Source organism: Shimia sp. FJ5 (assembly GCF_032918335.1).
Taxonomy (GTDB): domain Bacteria; phylum Pseudomonadota; class Alphaproteobacteria; order Rhodobacterales; family Rhodobacteraceae; genus Shimia; species Shimia aestuarii_A.
In genome coordinates this window covers 717,141-735,348 of sequence record NZ_JAWJUV010000002.1, presented here as the reverse complement: position 1 = coordinate 735,348, position 18,208 = coordinate 717,141, and the positions used below count along the sequence as shown (strand labels likewise).

Genomic DNA, 18,208 nt, shown 5'->3' with positions numbered 1-18,208 from the left:
TCCTCTCCGTTGTATTTTTCTAGTGCCAAAGCCCCATCATGCGCGGCAGGGCGAGGCTGATCTCTGGCACTGCGACGAGCAGGCCCAGAACCACGATTTCCGCCAAAACAAAGGGGATGATTTTCCGCGCGAGATCCCAGTATCGGACCCCAGTCACGGTCGAAACGATCAGCAGGCACCCACCGAGAGGCGGCGACACAAGGCCGATCGAAAGGTTGAAACAAATCACGATGCCGAGGTGTACCGGGTCGGCGCCATTCGCCAACGCGACAGGCGCAAGAAGCGGCACGAGAAGCGCCAACGCCACGGTCACGTCAAGCACCATCCCCGCGATAATGAACAGGACGTTCATCACTAGGAGATAGCCCACCGGGCCAAGCCCCATCCGCTCCACCAGCGCGGCAAGTGCCTGGGGAATACGTTCGAGCGCGGCAAGATGGCCAAAGGCCGCGACCGCGCACAGGATCATAAAGATTGACCCAGTCAGCACAGCCGTGCGCGACAACGCCTGCCAGAAGTCCGCCCGGTTCAGGCCCTCATAGAACCACGCCACTGCTGTCGCGGAAACAACGGCCACCGCGGCGGCCTCGGTGGGCGTCATCCATCCAAAGACAATCCCGCCCACGATGATGATCGGCAAAGACATAGCCGGCAGCGCCTTCCAGATCGCCGGCCCGATCGGCGGAGCCTCTCCCTTGGCAACTCGGGGGTGATCCTCGCGCCAGGCATACCAACCGTTGATGATGAACAACGCCATGGCCAGAACGAGACCCGGCAGGATCCCTGCCACGAAAAGCGCTGCGACCGAGGTCTGCATCAGCGCGCCATAAAAGATGAGGATGATCGAGGGCGGCACAATCGGCCCGATGATCGAAGAGGCCGCCGTGATCGCTCCAGCGTAGGCCGCGGAATATCCCCTTTCCCGCATCGCCGGGACGAGCGTATTCGACAACGCCGCCGCATCGGCCACGGCAGAGCCGGAGATACCTGCAAAGAACACTGAGGTCATGATGTTCACATGCCCAAGCCCACCACGCAGCCGCCCAACAAGCGCCATCGACAAGTCGATCAGCGCCTTTGTGACACCACCTCGGTTCATCACCTCACCCGCGAGAATAAAAAGCGGCATCGCCAAAAGGGAAAAGACACTGATCTGCGAAAACACCTTCTGCGGCATGATCGCGAGATAGCGCGTCTTCTCCTGCGCCACGAAGGCAAGCATCGCTGAGCCACCAATGACATAGGCCAGGGCCAACCCCGATGCGAGAAAGACGAAAGCTGCGGCGGGAACGAACCAAATCATGCTGCCACCTCAAGACGCTCGGGCGACACGCTTGCTGGGTCGAACCCGGTCTCCATGACCCGCGCTGGCATCTCTCGTTTCTGGATTGCTGCCGCTGCGTATTGCGCCAAGCCAGGCGCAGATTGAATACCGTACCCCCCCTGCCCCGCGAGCCAGAAGAACCCCGGCGCCACGTCTGAATACCCAACCACGGGCACCCCGTCGGGCACAAAGCTGCGCAATCCGGACCAGCTGTTCTCAATCCGGCGAATATCAAGATCGAACGCCGTCATGATCCGGTCGGCACAGATCGCGATATCAAGCTCTTCGGGCTGCGCATCGCAAGGTGCCGAAGGGGTCTCATCCGCAGGGGAGATCAACAAACGCCCGGCATCCGGTTTGAGATAGAACTGCTCTTCGACATCAATGGTGATCGGCAAATCGGCCGTGGCAATGGTCGGATGATCCGCGATCATCATCGCTGTCCTGCGCTTCGGGGTGAGTGCGATCCGTTCCGCGCCCGCCATCTGTCCGACCGCATCGGCCCATGCGCCGGCCGCATTGACAACGACCGGGGCACGCAGCGTGCCTTTCTTGGTGACCACGCACCAATCATCGCCCTGCCGCTCCAGCGCCGTAACTTCTTCGCCTGTTTCCAAAGTTCCACCCAAGGCGCGGAACTGGCGCAGGTATCCCTGATGCAAGGCGTGCACATCGATATCCTGCCCCATCTCGTCGAGCATACCATCGCTCGCATAGTCGGGCCGCAGCATGGGCTGGTGCGCCGCAAGCTCGTCACCGCTCAACCGCTGAACCCGCGTCTCCCGCGACAAGGCCTCGGTCAGAGCCTCAAGAACACCGCGCTGTTCGGGCCGCGCGATCATCAGAATCGGGCGTGGCGCGAAAAGAGACGTATCGGTGAAGCCTACAGGCGGGTTGCGAAAGAAGCTCTCGGAGGCACGGGTCAATTCCCGGATCGGCGTCGGACCATAGCAGGGCGCAAAAACCGCGGCGGAACGGCCCGTCGTGTGGTAGCCCGGTTGGCGCTCCATTTCGAGCATCACAACCTTTGCAGAGCCCGCCAACTCGGCCGCCACCGACGCCCCTGCAATTCCGGCACCGATCACAACGATGTCCGCCTGATTATCTTCTACCGTCGCCATATCTCGTCCTGTCGCTTCGCTTGCGATCAGAGTTGATGGATTCGGATTTTATTACAAGAAAAATTTTCCTATACGAAAATTTCTTTGATTTTCAGCTATGATACTGCCGGAAATCGTGGCAAATACCCGCGAAGCCAGCATAGGATGAAGCATGTCTTACAAAAGTGAAGTGGGTCAGCGCCTCAGAGTGCTGCGCAAATCAGAGCAAATGACCCTCGCAGAACTGGCAAAGCGGTCTCAGGTCTCGGTCTCGACGATCTCCAAGATCGAAAACGGCGCGCTCTCCCCTACGCTCGACGTCATCCTAAAGCTTTGCGACGGGCTCTCCGTATCGATCAGCGACCTTGTCTCGGGCTCCGATACCGGTAAGCTGCGCTCCTCCGCCCCCAATAGCCGCTTTGCGCCAAGCTACAAGGGCGAAGGCGCCCTCATAAGCACACCGAACTACGACTATTACTATCTCTGCCCAGACGTGAAGAACAAATTCATCGTCCCCATCCTCGCACGCTTGAAGGCTCGCGATCTCAAGACCTTCGGAGAACTCTTCCGCCATGGAGGCGAAGAGTTTCTCTATGTGCTCGATGGTCAGGTCGAAGTGCATAGCGAACACTACGCCCCTATCACGCTCTCCAAGGGAGACAGCGTCTATCTCGATAGCCAGATGGCGCATGGATACCTGAGTACCGGCGAGGCACAGGCCGAAGTCCTATGCATCTGCACAGAGCCGCAGGCCCAAACCGTCTAAGGCACTTCTGCCTACAGATTGGCACGAACGCCGGTTGCGGACGCCATGCCTGACTTATACGGTGCGAACCGAATGACGGCCACGGCATCCCCATGGTCCGACGCGATGAGTGTATCCAATTTATGGCTTCAGCAAGCAGCATTTCCGACTACACGCCCCTCCAAAGCCTGATCTGGCCCGAGACGGGTATTTGCACAGAACGCGACCTGTATTTCCGCCTTCACCGTCCAGCAGGCCTGTCGACGGAACACCGCACGATTTCCTTTGCCGCTGGCGGCGTGGTTGAGACAAACACCTGGTTCAACCTTTTCAACATCGGCAAATGGCGGCGACACTGCGACCTCCAGAGCCTCTTTCTTGCGCTCTCCGGACAGGGTTCGTTCGAGATATCGGTATTTCTCGCTTATCCGAACCGCTCTTGGGAACGGCTCCTGAATGAAACCCTGACCCTCACCGCAGACGGCCCAACCCGCATTGATCTCGCCCACGGTTTCGACGAGACCTATGACGAAGGCGTGCTGTTCTTCGAACTGCAGGCTCTTGGGGACGGTGCGTTGACCGGTGCGGAATGGCAAACCGCAGACTCCCCTCGCCGCACGCCCGACCTCGCGCTTTCGGTCACCACCTTCAAGCGCGAAGACGAAGTAAACCGCACCATTGCGCGCTTTGAGGACTACATCGCCCAAAGCCGTCACCGCGATCACATGCGCATGGTGATCGTCGACAACGGGCAATCCCTGACACATACCGACACCGACCGCCTGACGATTATTCCGAACGAGAACCTCGGGGGATCGGGCGGCTTCGCGCGCGGACAGTTAGCGGCCGCCGATCTCGGTGCGAGCCATTGTCTCTTCATGGATGACGATGCCTCGATCCATATGGCGAGCCTTGATCGCACCTACCAATTTCTCGCCTATGCCACGGATCCCGCCACCGCCGTTGCCGGCGCAATGATCAACGCCCAGCACCGCTGGTCGATCTGGGAGAACGGGGCGATCTTCGACAGGCGGTGCAAACCTCTCTTCATGGGCACAGACCTGCGCGATCCACGCCAGGTTTTTGATATGGAGTTTGCCACCACCGGGACACCGCCCGACCAGCTCTATGGCGGCTGGTGGTATTTTGCCTTTCCGCTGGCACAGGCAAGGCACATGCCTTTTCCGTTCTTTGTACGCGGCGACGATGTGAGCTTTTCCTTGGTGAACGATTTCAACATCGTGCGCCTCAATGGTGTCGTCTCTTTCCAAGAAAGCTTTACCGACAAAGAAAGCCCGCAAACCTGGTATCTCGACCTACGCAGCCACATGGCCCATCACCTGAGCCTACCCGCAATGGAGGTTGGCCGCTTCGCAGTCCTGAAAATCGCGATCTGGTTCTTCCTGCGCAACCTGCCGCGCATGCACTACGATACGCTCGCCGCGATCAATCTCGCGATGGCGGACACGCTGCAAGGACCAGAGTATTTCGCCGAGAACGCCGACATGGCCCAGCGCCGGGCTGACATCAAATCGCTGACACAAGACGAAAACTGGCGACCGACCGAGGGACCGACACCGACAAGTGCCCGACGGAGACTGAAACCGGATCGCACCGCATTGCGCCTGCTGATGATGCTAAGCCTAAACGGCCACCTACTGCCGTTCTTCTCGCGCTGGGGCGATACGCTCGTTCTGCATTCGGAGGAGCGCGGCAATATCCGCAAGACGCTCGGCGCAAGCAAGATCACCTACCTGAGCGCGAACCGGAAATCCTCTTATACGGTGCGCCATTCCAAGCGCAGGCTATTTCGTGAGGCAGGGCATTTTGCGCTCTATGCGATCACCTTCCTGCTGCGCTACAAGCGCCTGACAGAGGCCTATAGAGACGGCTACCAGACGCTGACCGCTGAACCGTTCTGGCGTCGCAAACTGGGACTGGTGTCGCCCGACAGCCACGACAAAGTGGCCTAAGAGGCAAATCGAACTGCCCAATGGGCAACAGGAGTGAAGATGAAGGTTATCCTGTTCATAGGCCATCACAAGGTCGGATCGACAGCGCTACAGGACTTCCTGAGCCGCAATCAGGTTGCCTTGATGAAGTCCGGAATTCTCTATCCCAGCACGGATTTTCAGGGCATGTCCCTTGCCCTTGGAACGGCTGCCGGGCTGTGTGAACCGCCCAAGGACATCCCGCTCAACGCCCGCGAGCCTCATAACGCGCTGGCTTTCCGTATGCTCAGCAGCCACAAGCTCGGAAAGGTGCCGCCTTTTCATACGGATCTTCCCGGCCTGCCGCAGATGAAACAGGCACTGCAACAGCAAATCCAGTTTCTCAAACCACACACCGTCATTCTCGCAAGCGAGGTCTTTTCCAATTTCGCACGCGGCGGGGCACCGATCATCGAAGACCTGATCGACGTATTCCCGGTGCAGGCCGAGATCACCATCATTGCAACCCTGCGGCGCATTGATGAATACCTCGCGTCATGGCACGGCCAGCGGCTCAAATTCGGTCATGAGCTCTCCCCGCTACGACAAGACGGGATCGACGAGTATTTTGACGGGATTCATTTCGACTATCGCGACATGTTGCAATGCTGGCTCGAAACCGTGCCAGAGGCCCGTTTCGTTATCCGCGACTACGCAGAGGTCCGGGCAAATGGCGGTTCGGTCACTGACTTTTTCGCCCAAGCAGGTGTCGACCTCCCACCGGACCTCGTATCAGAGCGCCGGTCCAACCGCTCCCTGCATCGCGGCGTCTACGAGATTGCTCGCCTCGGCAACCGTGCCCTTCCGCCGCCGCAAGCACAGCTCCTGCGTGAGACCCTGCGCAGGATGACGCCAGAGCTGGACCTGCCACCCTCACATGACATTGAACTTTTCGGTGCAGAGAACCGTGCCCGCCTTCAAGAACGGTTTGTCCACGTACAGGACTATCTCGCAGAGATCACCGGCAAGGCACCCTTCTTTGCAAACACCGACGCCGTCGCAACGCCCTGCCCCGTGCCGGAGATGGAGATCTTCCCCAAAACCGTGAAGACAATGAACGCACGCATGCCGAGGCTCGGTATTCCGAAGATCCGCAAATTCCTCCGGGAGCTCGAAGATCAAGAGTTCTCCCCCACCGCCCGGACGCAGGACACCACGACATGACCAGAGAGCTCATCATCCATCTGGGCGATACCAAAACAGGATCAACCTCGATTCAGCAGGCACTTGTACATGGCGCCTGCGAACTCCCCGGCAAGAGTTACTACTTCCCGACACATTCCAATCACAACCTGCTGGCGCACTCGCTGACGCAAAAGACGCGCCTCAATGAACAACCCGCTCGGTTCAAGCGCATCGCAAAGGCTCTGGATCAAAGCGATGCTGACTTTGGAGTCATTTCCGCCGAGCACTTTCAGTTCGTCCGCCCAAAGGTGCTACTCGAGGCGATTGAGACCTATCTTCCGGCCTACAAGGACAATATGCGCCTTGTCGCCTATGTCCGCCCGCATCCGGAAAAAATCCTCTCCGCCTTCTCCGAACGCCTCAAGCTCGGCGAAGAGATCAAGAGCGTGCCTGCCTTCTTTGAACGCACAAGCAAACGTGGGATCTTCCTCTATCATCCCCGCTTCAAACGCTGGAGAAACATCTTCGGCGATCGCTTTGAATTGCGTCCCTTCGCGCGCAGTTATCTCCACGATCAAGATGTGGTCAGCGATTTCTTCCACTTCATGCTCGGCACGTCCGATTTTGAACTGGCGAAAACGGTGAATGCCAACACGTCCCTGACCCTCGGCCAACTCGCGCTTCAACGCGAGGTGCAGCTCATTCTGCGCGATACGCTGAAGGGCCTTGAAGACATGCGCTACGACGAAGCAAGAACAGCGATTGGCCGCTTGCTTGCCGAATACATGCGGACTGGCGACCTCGGCGCGCGTGACGACAAGCTTCTCATTCCCGCGTCTCTCGTCGAGCCGATCCAGAAGTTTTATGCCGCCGATGCCGAAGCCATGGACGCAGACTTCTTCGAAGGCACCCCGATGGCCGACGCCTTGGCCAAGATGGACGACAAGACCATCGACACGCCGCAATCGCTCGAGGCCAAGGACCATTTCTCCAAAGAAACGATCGAAGCATTCCATATCTTCAGCAGGATGTTGGGTGATATGGTGCGCCTAAGACCACAGAGACTGCGCGAGACCCTGACCGAGACCCGCCGCCATCTGGGATTGTCCTAAGCCGCTCTAGCGACGCGGGCGCACACCATTGAGGAAAAGGCGAATGGCGCGGTCGCGCCGTGCCGCACGATCATTGGCGAGGCGCGCAATCCGGTCCGGGTCGAGCATACAGTGGATGGTATCGCCAAAGACCATATCCACCAAAAGCTCTGCCGAAGGAGCGATCTCTTCCGGGGCGATCTCAACTTCTCCTACCCGCGCTGCGCGCCTTAACTCATCCGTCAGGAACGTCGCCACCTGCCCCGGCCCCTTCCGGCTTAGGCTACGCCCGAGATCGGGGAAGTTTCGCACCTCCGCAACGATGATACGCAAGATTTCAATGGGAAGCTCTGGCGCGTCCATCGTCGGATCGAACGTCAGCAGAATGCGCAGCCGATCTTCAAGCGACGCACTGCGTTCATCGGGGCGCAAGGGTCGGAAAATCGTGTCGCTGATCCGTCGAAGCGCCGCCCCGAGAAGCTCTTCGCGACTGCGATACAAACTGTAGAGCGTGCGTTTCGACATACCCGCCCTCTGCGCAATATCGGCCACCGTAACCTCTTCCGCACCGCGTTCCGACAAAAGCGCAATCGCGCAATCAAGAACCAACGCTTCCCGCTCTGCCGGGCACATCTGAACCGGCCTCCCCCGGCGACGGCTGGTCTGCGCTTCGGAAAGTGCCGGTTCGCTGGGCATATGAAAGGCTCCTTGCTGGGCATAACGAAAGGTTCACAGGAACATACCCTATCCAATCTTTACAAAACCCTCCAGTTTCCTTATCGCCGCAGGTAACCATCCGCCACCGTGGCGGCAGACCAATCCCGGAGTCCACATGTCGCGCCTTCGTCTTTTCGCCCCGATCTTCGCCCTCGGGCTTGTCCTGTCGTTCAACGCGCCAAGCGCGCAAGCACAGCAGCAAGGCGGAGAGCGCCCGCCGACACCCGTCACCGTGGTGACGCTGAAGACGCAGGATGTGACCCTTTCCTCTGCCTTGCCCGGTCGTGTGACCGCCTCAGGCGTTGCCGAGGTGCGACCACAGGTCAGCGGCATCGTGATGGAACGCATCTTCGAAGAAGGCCGCCCTGTTGCGAAAGGTGACCCGCTCTACCGCATTGATCCGGCCACCTACGAGGCCGCCAAGGCCGCCGCCGAAGCCAACCTCGCACAGGCCGAGGCCCAGCTTCGCTCGGCCCAGCGCGAAGAAGCCCGCCAGAAAGAGCTGCGCGAACGCAATGTCGCAAGCCAACAAGCCTTTGATGATGCCGTCGCCGCCCGCGACGTGGCCGAAGCCGCAGTCAAAGTTGCAGAGGCGCAGGTGCTTTCGACAACCATCGATCTCGACCGCACCACCATCACCGCCCCCATCTCCGGCACCGTCGGTCTGAGCCAGACAACCCAAGGCGCGCTTGTTACGGCTGGGCAAACCACCGCCCTGACCGTCATCCGCAAGCTCGATCCGGTTTATGTCGACGTCACACAATCCGCGTCCGAGCTCCTGCAATGGCGCCGCTCTGGACAGGAACTTGCCGAAGAGGCAGGAGCCGTCGTGACCCTGCGCCTTGCCGATGGCGAACCCTACGAACACGAAGGCATTCTCGCCGCTGCCGAACCGCATGTGAACGAACAGACCGGGGTTATCGTCCTACGGCTCGAGTTCCCGAACCCCGACAGGTTCTTGTTGCCGGGCATGTACGTGCAGGTGGCCATGCCCCAAGGCATCGTCCAAGACGCCATCCTCGCGCCGCAGGAAGGAGTGACACGGGATCGTCGGGGCCGCCCGACGGCCATGGTCGTCACCGCCGAAAATGTCGTCGAAAGCCGGGAACTGACCGTGCAGCGCGACCTTGGCAACCACTGGGTCGTCACAGAGGGTCTTGCGCCCGGCGACCGCATCATCGTCGCGGGCCTGCAAAAGGTCTCGCCCGGCATGACGGTCGCCCCCGAAGAACGCGCGGAAGCGCCTGTAGACAACTGATCCAAACCCCGGGGAGTCCATCATGGCCCGCTTCTTTATCGACCGGCCCGTCTTTGCCTGGGTGATCTCGATCCTCATCATGGGGGTCGGCCTTCTGTCGATCTACACCCTACCGATCGCGCAATATCCCAAGATCGCACCGCCCTCTGTCCGCATCAACGCGCATTATCCCGGCGCGTCTGCGGAAACCGTCGCCAACACGGTAACCCAGATCGTCGAACAGCAAATGACCGGCCTCGACGGCATGCGCTACATGTCGTCCTCGTCGACCTCTGCGGGCACGGCAAGCATTACTCTGACCTTCGAGGCCGGAACCGACCCGGACGTGGCGCAGGTGCAAGTGCAAAACAAACTGGCACAGGCAACACCGCTGCTGCCCGAAACCGTGCAACGCCTCGGCGTGCAGGTGCAAAAGGCGTCGTCTTCCTTCTTCATGGTGCTGGCGCTGATTTCCGAGGATGGCCGCCTCGACCAAGCCGACCTCTCGGACTATCTCAGCTCGAACCTCGTGGATGAGTTCAGCCGCATCGAAGGCGTGGGCGGCGCACAGGTGTTTGGCGCGCAATACGCCATGCGCATCTGGCTCGACCCTTCAAAGCTCGCCGCCTTCGAGATGACGCCCTCTGATGTGGTGAATGCGGTCTCTGCCCAGAACGCCCAGATTTCCGCCGGCGCTTTTGGAACCCTGCCTGCCCCAAGCGGGCAACAGCTCAACGCAACGATCACCGCGCAATCGCTCCTGTCCACGCCCGAGGACTTTCGTAACATCGTCCTGCGGGCTGAAACCGATGGCGGTCTTGTGCTCCTGCGGGATGTGGCACGCGTCGAAATCGGTGCTGAAAATTACGCCACCATCGCCCGCTACAACGGTCAGCCCGCCTCGGGCATGGCGCTCAACCTCGCTTCTGGGGCCAACGCGCTCGATACCGCTGAACGGGTAAAACACCGCATCGAAGAGTATAAAGAATTCTTCCCCGAAGGGGTCTCCTACGTCATCCCCTATGACACCACACCCTTCATCGAGATTTCCATCCACGAAGTGCAAAAGACGCTGTTCGAAGCCATCGGCCTCGTCTTCCTCGTGATGCTTCTCTTCCTGCAGAACCTCCGTGCGACGCTTATCCCGACGCTCGCCGTGCCGGTCGTGATCCTCGGCACCTTCGCGATCCTGTCGATCACGGGCTTTACCATCAACACACTGACCATGCTCGCCATGGTGCTCGCCATCGGCCTGCTTGTGGATGACGCCATCGTCGTGGTCGAAAACGTCGAACGCATCATGGAAGAAGAAGGCCTCTCTCCGCGTGAGGCGACGCGCAAATCCATGGGCCAGATCACCGGTGCCCTGATCGGGATCGCCCTCGTTCTGTCCGCGGTCTTCGTGCCGATGGCCTTCTTCGGTGGCTCCACCGGTGTGATCTATCGCCAGTTCTCGATCACCATCGTCTCGGCCATGGCGCTTTCGGTGCTGGTCGCCCTGACCCTGACTCCGGCCCTCTGTGCCACGCTCCTGAAAGCCAAGGATGCCCACCATACGCATCGCGGCCCTCTCGGCTGGTTCAACATCGCCTTCGAAAAGGTGACAGGCGGGTATGCCGGGACGGTTGGCCACGTGATCCGCCGCCCCTTCCGCGTTCTCGTCCTCTATGCCGCCCTTGGCTATGGCATGGTCTTCCTGTTCAACAACACGCCAACGGGTTTTCTCCCCGATGAAGATCAGGGCATCTTGATGACCCTCATCCAAGGCCCGACCGGCGCCTCCGCCGAGCGCACGCTCGACGTGGTGAAACAGGTGGAATCCCATTTCCACGAGGCCGAAGGAGAGAACGTGGAATCCGCCTTTGGCGTCGTCGGGTTCTCTTTCGCCGGCCAGGGTCAAAACATGGGCCTCGCCTTCGTGCGCATGAAAGACTGGGACGAACGCCCCTCGCCCGCGCAATCGGTTCAGGCGGTGGCGGGCCGTGCCTTCCCGGCGTTCTCAGCGATCCGCGATGCGATGGTGTTCCCCATCGTGCCACCCTCGGTCATCGAACTCGGCAACGTCTCGGGCTTTGACTTCTACCTTCAGGCGCAAGGCGGTCAGACCCACGAACAGCTCCTGAACGCCCGCAATCAGCTCTTGGGCATGGCAGCACAAAGCCCGCTGATCGGCTCGGCCCGCCCCTCAGGCCTCGAAGATGCTGCACAGTTCAAGCTCGATATCGACTGGCGCGCTGCCGGGGCGGTTGGGGTGAGCCCTGCCAATGTCGGCACCACGCTCAACATCGCGTGGGCCGGGGCCTATGTGAACGACTTCAACGACAATGGCCGCATCAAGCGCGTGTATGTCCAAGGCGAACCCGATAGTCGCGCCACACCCTCGGACCTACAGAAATGGCGCGTCCGCAACGCCAGTGGCGATCTTGTGCCTTTCGCCAACTTCACCACCGAAAGCTGGGAATACGGCCCCCAAGGTCTGACGCGTTACAACGGTGTGCCCTCGATGCAGGTCCAGGGCTCGCCCGCGCCCGGTGTTTCGACCGGCGACGCCATCGCCGAAATCGAACGCCTCGTCTCGCAACTCCCGCCCGGCTATAGCGTCGCATGGACGGGTCTCTCTCTCGAAGAACTGGATTCCGGCGGTTCCGCCCCGATGCTCTATGCGCTCTCGCTGGCCGCGATCTTCCTTTGCCTCGCCGCGCTCTACGAAAGCTGGGCCATTCCCTTCTCGGTCATGCTGGCTATGCCGATCGGGGTGCTTGGCACCATGGGCGCGGCCTATTGGTTCGGCTTTGAAAACGGTGTCTTCTTCCAGGTCGGCCTGCTGACCGTGATCGGCCTCACCGGCAAGAACGCGATCCTAATCGTGGAATTTGCCCGCGAACGGTTCGAAGCAGGGGAAGACCTCTATACGGCCGTCCGCGAAGCGGCGCGCCAACGCTTCCGCCCGATCATCATGACCTCGCTGGCCTTCTCGCTTGGTGTCGTGCCTCTCGCCCTGTCGAGCGGCGCGGGCGCGGGTGGGCGCACGGCCGTCGGCTCCGCCGTGCTTGGTGGCACGATCACTGGCACGGTGCTCGGCGTCGTCTTTGTACCGCTCTTCTTCGTGCTTGTGGCGCGCGTCTTTAGCCGCAAGCGTGTCGCCGCACAGAAAGGCGCCCCGGCGCCCGATACTGCGCACTAAACTGGTCTCGGCGCGCGGCTCATGGCGCGCGCCCGGTCTACGCATTGCCAAACGGCTCTGAGACCCCCATCTTTCCTCCTGACACTGCACCCGGAGGAAATCCCCATGCTCGATATCGACCGTTCCGCGCCCGTGATGGTCACAGGCGCGACAGGCTATGTTGCGGGCTGGATCGTCAAAGCCCTGCTCGACGCAGGCCTGACCGTTCATGCCCCTGTTCGTGATCCTGCCAAGACCGAAAAGACCGCCCACCTGACCGCACTGGCCGAGGCCGCGCACGGCGAAATCCGCTTCTTCAAAGCCGACCTGCTAGAGCCCGGCTCCTATGGCGAAGCGATGCAGGGGTGTTCCGTGGTGTTTCACACCGCCTCGCCTTTTATCGTGAACGTCAAAGACCCCCAGCGCGACCTGATCGACCCCGCCGTCAAAGGCACACGAAACGTCCTCGAAGAAGCCAACCGCACCGAGAGCGTGCGCCGCGTTGTCCTGACAAGCTCCTGCGCCGCGATCTATACCGATGCCATCGATTGCGCCTCTGCGCCCGGAGGGATGCTGACGGAAGACGTCTGGAACACCACCGCTTCACTCGACTATCAGCCCTACTCCTACTCCAAGACACTGGCCGAGAAAGAAGGCTGGACCATCGCGGCAGAGCAGGACCGTTGGGATCTCGTCGTCATCAACCCGTCTCTCGTGCTTGGCCCTGCGATCAACGACCTGCCCACTTCCGAAAGCTTCCGCATCATCAAGATGCTTGGCGACGGCACCATGAAGGCGGGCGCCCCCAAGCTCGGGCTTGGCGTGGTCGACGTGCGTGACCTCGCCCAAGCGCATCTCGCCGCCGCCTTCACCCCCAAAGCCGAAGGCCGCCATATCACTTCAGGCCACGGCACCAACACGTTCGAGATCGCCACACTGCTTCAGGACAAGTTCGGCGCGGATTATCCGCTCCCCAAGCGCCCCCTGCCGAAATGGCTCTTCTGGCTGCTCGCCCCGACCGCGGGCGTGGAACGCAAGTTCGTCTCCCGCAATGCCAACATTGTCTGGAAGGCGGACAATTCCAAGGGACGCACCGCGCTCGGCCTGACCTATCGGCCGCTGAAGGAAACCGTCGAAGACATGTTCGCTCAAATGGTCGAACGCGGCGCCTTCACGAAAAGCTGATACATTTTCCGCGATCCTTCCAGTCGCTGGAAGGGTTGCGGGCCTCCATCCTTCCAAATACTGGAGGGTTGTCGCGCGCCGTTCGCGCGTTCAGGAGGCATGTCATGACCACGCTACGCTTTGAGATCGACGGAATGAGCTGTGCCGGATGCGCCGGACGGGCTGAACGCGCGCTTCAGGCCATGCCGGGACAGACTTCCGCTGCGGTGAACCTCGCCAACACGATGGGGACCGTCGACCTTGATGGCGCAAAGGCCGCTGACATCCGCGAGACCCTGAAGAGCGCAGGCTACCCGGCCCGCGAAGAGAACATCACGCTCGATATCTCCGACATGAGCTGTGCCTCCTGCGCCGCACGGGTCGAGGCCGCACTACAAGAGGTGCCCGGCGTTCTCGAAGCATCGGTCAATCTCGCCTCCGAAACCGCCCAGGTACAGGTGCTGCGTCGGTCCGTCGCTGCGACCGACCTCGCCGCCGCCGTGCGCGCCGCAGGCTACACCGCGACACCCCGCACGGACGAAACCACCCGCGACGCCGGGGCCGAGGAAGCTGCGAAAGTCGACGATGCCCGCCGCATCGCCCTGATCTCCGCCCTCCTGACCCTACCGGTTTTCCTGATCGAAATGGGCGGCCACGCGATCCCCGCCCTGCATCACTGGATCATGGCCAATATCGGCCAGAGCCAATCCTGGCTCCTGCAATTCGTGCTGACGAGCCTTGTCCTGATCTGGCCCGGCCGCGGTTTCTTCCTGAAAGGCATCCCGCTTCTCTTGCGCCGCAGCCCCGACATGAACTCCCTCGTCGCCATGGGCGCCTCTGCCGCATGGGGCTATTCGACCGTTGCGCTTTTCGCACCCGCGATCCTGCCGCCTGGCGCACGCTATGTGTATTTCGAGGCCGCCGCCGTCATCGTCACACTGATCCTCGTCGGACGCTGGTTCGAAGCCCGCGCCAAGGGCCGCACAGGCGGCGCGATCCGCAAGCTGGCTCGTCTCAAGGCCGATACCGCCCGCGTTGAACGCGACGGCAAGGTCACCGAGGTTCCCGTCGATAGCGTCACTGTTGGCGATCTCCTGCATCTGCGCCCCGGCGAACGTCTCGCCGTCGACGGTACGGTCGACTCTGGCGAGAGCTATGTCGACGAAAGCATGATCACGGGCGAACCGCTCCCCGTTGCGAAAGCCAAAGGCGACACCGTGGTCGCCGGGACGATCAATGGCGACGGCGCCCTGATCTACCGCGCCACGGGCGTTGGAAGTGACACCATGCTCGCCCGGATCATCACGATGGTGGAACGTGCCCAGGGCGCGAAACTCCCGGTGCAGGCGCTGGCGGATCGCGTGGTGCTGATCTTCGTGCCTGCGGTGATCCTTGTTGCTGCGCTCGCGCTGGCGGGTTGGCTCGCCTTTGGACCGGACCCGCGCCTGCCGCACGCCCTCGTCGCCGCCGTCTCGGTGCTCATCATCGCCTGCCCCTGCGCCATGGGCCTCGCCACGCCAACCTCAATCATGGTCGGCACCGGGCGCGCCGCCGAACTCGGCGTGCTTTTCCGCAAGGGCGAAGCGCTGCAAAGGCTCGAAACCCTCTCGGTTGTCGCGTTCGACAAGACCGGAACCCTGACCGAAGGCCGTCCCACACTGGCAACCCTGTCCCCCTGCACCGACATTGCGCCGGACACCCTCCTGCGCCTTGTCGCCGCTGCCGAGGCCCCTTCGGAGCACCCAATCGCACGCGCCATCACCGCCGCCGCCAACGAACAAGGGCTTACCCTGCCCAAAGCCGAAGGGTTCTTGGCCATTGGCGGCTTTGGCATCCGCGCCACGGTCGAGGAAAAGACTGTCCTCATCGGGGCCGCACGCCTCATGGCGCGCGAAGGGATCGACGCTGCCCCCCTTGCAGACGAGGCCGAAGCACTGGCCGCGCGCGGAGAGACCCCCTTCTATGTCGCCATCGACGGCACCCTTGCAGGGTTGATCTCTGTCGCCGATCCGATCCGCCCAACCGCCCGCGCCGTCGTCAATCGCCTCAAGGCCATGGGCAAGTCCGTCGCCATGATCACCGGCGACAGCAGCACCACAGCCCGCGCCATCGCCGCCGATCTTGGCATCGACCATGTTGCGTCCGAAGTCCTCCCCGAGGGTAAAGCCGCCGAAGTCGAGACTCTGCGCGCAGCACACGGCCCCATCGCTTTCGTCGGAGACGGGATCAACGACGCCCCCGCCCTCGCAAGCGCCGACACCGGGATCGCCATCGGCACGGGCACCGATATTGCCATCGAAAGCGCCGATGTCGTCCTCATCGGACCGGACCTCTCGGGCGTCGTCACGGCCATCGACCTGTCGCACCGCACCATGCGCAATATCCGCCAAAATCTGTTCTGGGCCTTTGCCTATAACATTGCGCTGATCCCGGTCGCGGCGGGCCTCTTCTACCCCCTGCTTGGCTGGCAGCTCTCGCCGATGCTCGGTGCCGGGGCTATGGCCCTCTCCTCTATCTTCGTGCTATCCAATGCTTTGCGGCTGCGGCGAGTCTCTCCGTCCGCGATCTCGCCAGCACGCGAGGAGGTATAGTATGAATATCGGAGAAATTTCCAAACGATCCGGCGTCCCGGCCAAGACAATCCGCTACTACGAGGATATTGGCCTGATCCAACCGGAACGTACTCCGAACGGGTATCGTGTCTTTTCGGAAACGGATCTACACCGTCTCTCCTTCCTTGGACGCGCGAGAAAACTCGGCTTTTCGATCGAAGACTGCCGGGCCCTCATTCGTCTCTACGAGGACGAGGCCCGCGCCAGTGCAGAGGTCAAGGATTTGGCCATGAACCATCTCGGTCGGGTCGAAGAGAAAATCGCGCAACTTCAACACATGCGAAATTCCCTGGTCGAAGTGATCGAGGATTGCGCCGGGGATCATAGCCCGGACTGCGCCATTCTCGACCGTCTCGCCGGGCGTATGCTCTAGAAGGACTGGACGCCGGGCCGCGGGGCCTTACTTTGCCGGTCATGACTGTTTCGATCCATTGGTTTCGCCGTGATCTGCGGCTGTCCGACAACCCCGCCCTGTCCTACGCCGCCAAGCGCGGCGCGCTTCTACCTGTCTACATATTGGAAGAGGCCGATGCCCCCGGCGGGGCGACCCGTGCTTGGCTGCACCGGTCTCTTGAAGCCTTGAACGCAGCGCTGAATGGGGCGCTGCACGTCTACCGGGGCGACCCCGCCGAGATCCTGCCCCGCCTTGCCGAAACCCACGGCGCCGAAACCCTGACATGGAACCGGCGCTATGACGCCCGCGGCATGGACTGCGATACAGCGCTCAAGACCGAGCTGCGCACCCGTGGTCTCAATGTGCATTCCGCGAACGGAGCCCTCCTGTGGGAACCAATGGATGTGAACAAGGCTGATGGCACACCCTATCGCGTATTCTCGCCCTTCTTCCGCAAAGGCTGTGCCGCCGCCGCTCCACCGCGCGAGCCGCTTCCTGCGCCGTCGATTGCCTTGCTCGATGTCCCGAATGACACCGCCCTTGATGATCTCGCCCTGCGCCCGACACCGGCTTGGGATGAAGACGTGCTCGCAGATTGGACGCCCGGCGAAGCAGGCGCAACGGCCCGCCTTGAGGCCTTTCTCGAAGAGGGGCTTACCGGCTACAAAGAGGGGCGCGACATACCATCCGCGCCACATGTCTCGCGCCTCTCACCACACCTCGCCTTCGGGGAAATCTCGCCCAATACGGTATGGTATGGCGCCAAGGCACAACCCGCCTCCCGCGATCGCGATCATTTCATGTCGGAACTCGGCTGGCGCGAATTCTCCTACAACCTCCTGTTCCATAACCCGGACATGGATTGGCAGAACCTCAACCGCAAATTCGATGGCTTCCCCTGGTGCGATGCCCCCGACCTCCTGACCGCATGGCAAAAGGGCCAGACCGGCATCCCCATCGTCGATGCCGGGATGCGAGAGCTTTGGCAAACCGGCTACATGCACAACCGCGTGCGGATGATCGTGGCCTCTTTCCTCGTCAAGAATTTGCGCGTGCATTGGCGCCACGGCCTCGCTTGGTTTCACGACACGCTCTTTGACGCCGATCCCGCCAACAACCCGGCAAGCTGGCAATGGGTGGCCGGATCAGGGGCCGATGCTGCACCCTATTTCCGTATCTTCAACCCGGTGACCCAATCGGCAAAGTTCGATGCCGAAGGCGCCTACCTGCGCCGCTATGTGCCGGAACTCGCCCGCCTCCCCGACAAGTATCTCCATGCCCCGTGGGAGGCCCCTGCCGAGGTTCTGCGCGGGGCGGGAATCGTTCTTGGCACGGACTATCCCCACCCGATCGCCGACCTGCGCGAGTCGCGGCAAGGCGCGCTTTCGGCCTATGACCAGATCAAAGGCAGCCCAAGCTGACGCTGCGTTATCGCTACCACGCGGGAACCGGCCAATCTTTATCGCTAACACCATGATTGGCTGCCAAAAGCCCCCTTTCGTCATGGGAGGGAGCCGTCTATACCCCGCCTGAATTCAGGACGAA

13 protein-coding genes are annotated in these 18,208 nt (G+C 61.4%); 10 read left to right on the top strand and 3 right to left on the bottom strand.

Annotated elements, in window-relative coordinates:
- Window positions 1-19: 19 nt before the first annotated feature.
- Window positions 20-1,303, bottom strand: coding sequence for a TRAP transporter large permease (locus R1W01_RS10055; RefSeq protein WP_243612576.1), 1,284 nt, complete (start codon window positions 1,301-1,303; stop codon window positions 20-22).
- Window positions 1,300-2,445: an NAD(P)/FAD-dependent oxidoreductase gene (locus R1W01_RS10050; protein WP_297758690.1), complete on the bottom strand. Its 1,146-nt coding sequence runs from the start codon at window positions 2,443-2,445 to the stop codon at window positions 1,300-1,302. Before R1W01_RS10050 ends, R1W01_RS10055 begins: the two co-directional genes overlap by 4 nt.
- A gap of 151 nt (window positions 2,446-2,596) precedes the next feature.
- Between R1W01_RS10050 and R1W01_RS10045 the strand changes: the two genes are divergently transcribed.
- From R1W01_RS10045 to R1W01_RS10030, 4 genes are all read left to right on the top strand, one after another.
- Window positions 2,597-3,190 (top strand): helix-turn-helix domain-containing protein, encoded by a 594-nt coding sequence (locus R1W01_RS10045; protein ID WP_297758687.1) that lies wholly within the window; start codon window positions 2,597-2,599, stop codon window positions 3,188-3,190.
- A gap of 122 nt (window positions 3,191-3,312) precedes the next feature.
- On the top strand, window positions 3,313-5,142 hold the full coding sequence (locus R1W01_RS10040) for a hypothetical protein (protein WP_317275217.1): 1,830 nt from the start codon (window positions 3,313-3,315) through the stop codon (window positions 5,140-5,142).
- A 39-nt stretch (window positions 5,143-5,181) separates the two neighbouring features.
- Window positions 5,182-6,324, top strand: coding sequence for a hypothetical protein (locus R1W01_RS10035; protein WP_297758681.1), 1,143 nt, complete (start codon window positions 5,182-5,184; stop codon window positions 6,322-6,324).
- Window positions 6,321-7,397, top strand: coding sequence for a hypothetical protein (locus tag R1W01_RS10030; RefSeq protein ID WP_297758678.1), 1,077 nt, complete (start codon window positions 6,321-6,323; stop codon window positions 7,395-7,397). Before R1W01_RS10035 ends, R1W01_RS10030 begins: the two co-directional genes overlap by 4 nt.
- A 6-nt stretch (window positions 7,398-7,403) precedes the next feature.
- Here R1W01_RS10030 and R1W01_RS10025 read toward each other — a convergent pair whose 3' ends face one another.
- A complete protein-coding gene (locus R1W01_RS10025; RefSeq protein ID WP_243612582.1) occupies window positions 7,404-8,072 on the bottom strand; it encodes a TetR/AcrR family transcriptional regulator in 669 nt (222 codons plus the stop codon).
- Between the two features lie 136 nt (window positions 8,073-8,208).
- Here R1W01_RS10025 and R1W01_RS10020 point away from each other — a divergent pair, with 136 nt between their 5' ends.
- The 6 genes from R1W01_RS10020 to R1W01_RS09995 all read left to right on the top strand — a co-directional run bounded on the left by R1W01_RS10020 (window position 8,209) and on the right by R1W01_RS09995 (window position 18,084).
- Window positions 8,209-9,351 (top strand): efflux RND transporter periplasmic adaptor subunit, encoded by a 1,143-nt coding sequence (locus tag R1W01_RS10020; RefSeq protein WP_297758672.1) that lies wholly within the window; start codon window positions 8,209-8,211, stop codon window positions 9,349-9,351.
- 22 nt (window positions 9,352-9,373) lie between these two features.
- Window positions 9,374-12,514 carry an efflux RND transporter permease subunit gene (locus R1W01_RS10015; protein ID WP_297758670.1) on the top strand — a complete coding sequence of 1,047 codons (3,141 nt, stop codon included), beginning with the start codon at window positions 9,374-9,376 and terminating at the stop codon, window positions 12,512-12,514.
- A 105-nt stretch (window positions 12,515-12,619) separates the two neighbouring features.
- Window positions 12,620-13,678, top strand: coding sequence for an NAD-dependent epimerase/dehydratase family protein (locus tag R1W01_RS10010; RefSeq protein WP_297758668.1), 1,059 nt, complete (start codon window positions 12,620-12,622; stop codon window positions 13,676-13,678).
- A gap of 104 nt (window positions 13,679-13,782) precedes the next feature.
- The gene (locus tag R1W01_RS10005) at window positions 13,783-16,248 is read left to right on the top strand and encodes a heavy metal translocating P-type ATPase (protein ID WP_297758665.1); all 2,466 of its coding nucleotides are present in this window, start codon (window positions 13,783-13,785) and stop codon (window positions 16,246-16,248) included.
- A 1-nt stretch (window position 16,249) separates the two neighbouring features.
- Window positions 16,250-16,642 carry a Cu(I)-responsive transcriptional regulator gene (gene cueR / locus R1W01_RS10000; RefSeq protein ID WP_243612587.1) on the top strand — a complete coding sequence of 131 codons (393 nt, stop codon included), beginning with the start codon at window positions 16,250-16,252 and terminating at the stop codon, window positions 16,640-16,642.
- A 41-nt stretch (window positions 16,643-16,683) separates the two neighbouring features.
- The gene (locus R1W01_RS09995) at window positions 16,684-18,084 is read left to right on the top strand and encodes a cryptochrome/photolyase family protein (protein ID WP_297758662.1); all 1,401 of its coding nucleotides are present in this window, start codon (window positions 16,684-16,686) and stop codon (window positions 18,082-18,084) included.
- Window positions 18,085-18,208 lie beyond the last annotated feature (124 nt).

Bases quoted from the DNA above. Each gene is read 5' to 3' on its own strand.
- R1W01_RS10040 (WP_317275217.1), top strand. From the start codon at position 3,313: ATGGCTTCAGCAAGCAGCATTTCCGACTACACGCCCCTCCAAAGCCTG.
- R1W01_RS10030 (WP_297758678.1), top strand. From the start codon at position 6,321: ATGACCAGAGAGCTCATCATCCATCTGGGCGATACCAAAACAGGATCA.
- cueR (WP_243612587.1), top strand. From the start codon at position 16,250: ATGAATATCGGAGAAATTTCCAAACGATCCGGCGTCCCGGCCAAGACA.
- R1W01_RS10015 (WP_297758670.1), top strand. From the start codon at position 9,374: ATGGCCCGCTTCTTTATCGACCGGCCCGTCTTTGCCTGGGTGATCTCG.
- R1W01_RS10025 (WP_243612582.1), bottom strand. From the start codon at position 8,072: ATGCCCAGCGAACCGGCACTTTCCGAAGCGCAGACCAGCCGTCGCCGG.
- R1W01_RS09995 (WP_297758662.1), top strand. From the start codon at position 16,684: ATGACTGTTTCGATCCATTGGTTTCGCCGTGATCTGCGGCTGTCCGAC.
- R1W01_RS10010 (WP_297758668.1), top strand. From the start codon at position 12,620: ATGCTCGATATCGACCGTTCCGCGCCCGTGATGGTCACAGGCGCGACA.
- R1W01_RS10055 (WP_243612576.1), bottom strand. From the start codon at position 1,303: ATGATTTGGTTCGTTCCCGCCGCAGCTTTCGTCTTTCTCGCATCGGGG.
- R1W01_RS10045 (WP_297758687.1), top strand. From the start codon at position 2,597: ATGTCTTACAAAAGTGAAGTGGGTCAGCGCCTCAGAGTGCTGCGCAAA.
- R1W01_RS10005 (WP_297758665.1), top strand. From the start codon at position 13,783: ATGACCACGCTACGCTTTGAGATCGACGGAATGAGCTGTGCCGGATGC.
- R1W01_RS10035 (WP_297758681.1), top strand. From the start codon at position 5,182: ATGAAGGTTATCCTGTTCATAGGCCATCACAAGGTCGGATCGACAGCG.
- R1W01_RS10020 (WP_297758672.1), top strand. From the start codon at position 8,209: ATGTCGCGCCTTCGTCTTTTCGCCCCGATCTTCGCCCTCGGGCTTGTC.
- R1W01_RS10050 (WP_297758690.1), bottom strand. From the start codon at position 2,445: ATGGCGACGGTAGAAGATAATCAGGCGGACATCGTTGTGATCGGTGCC.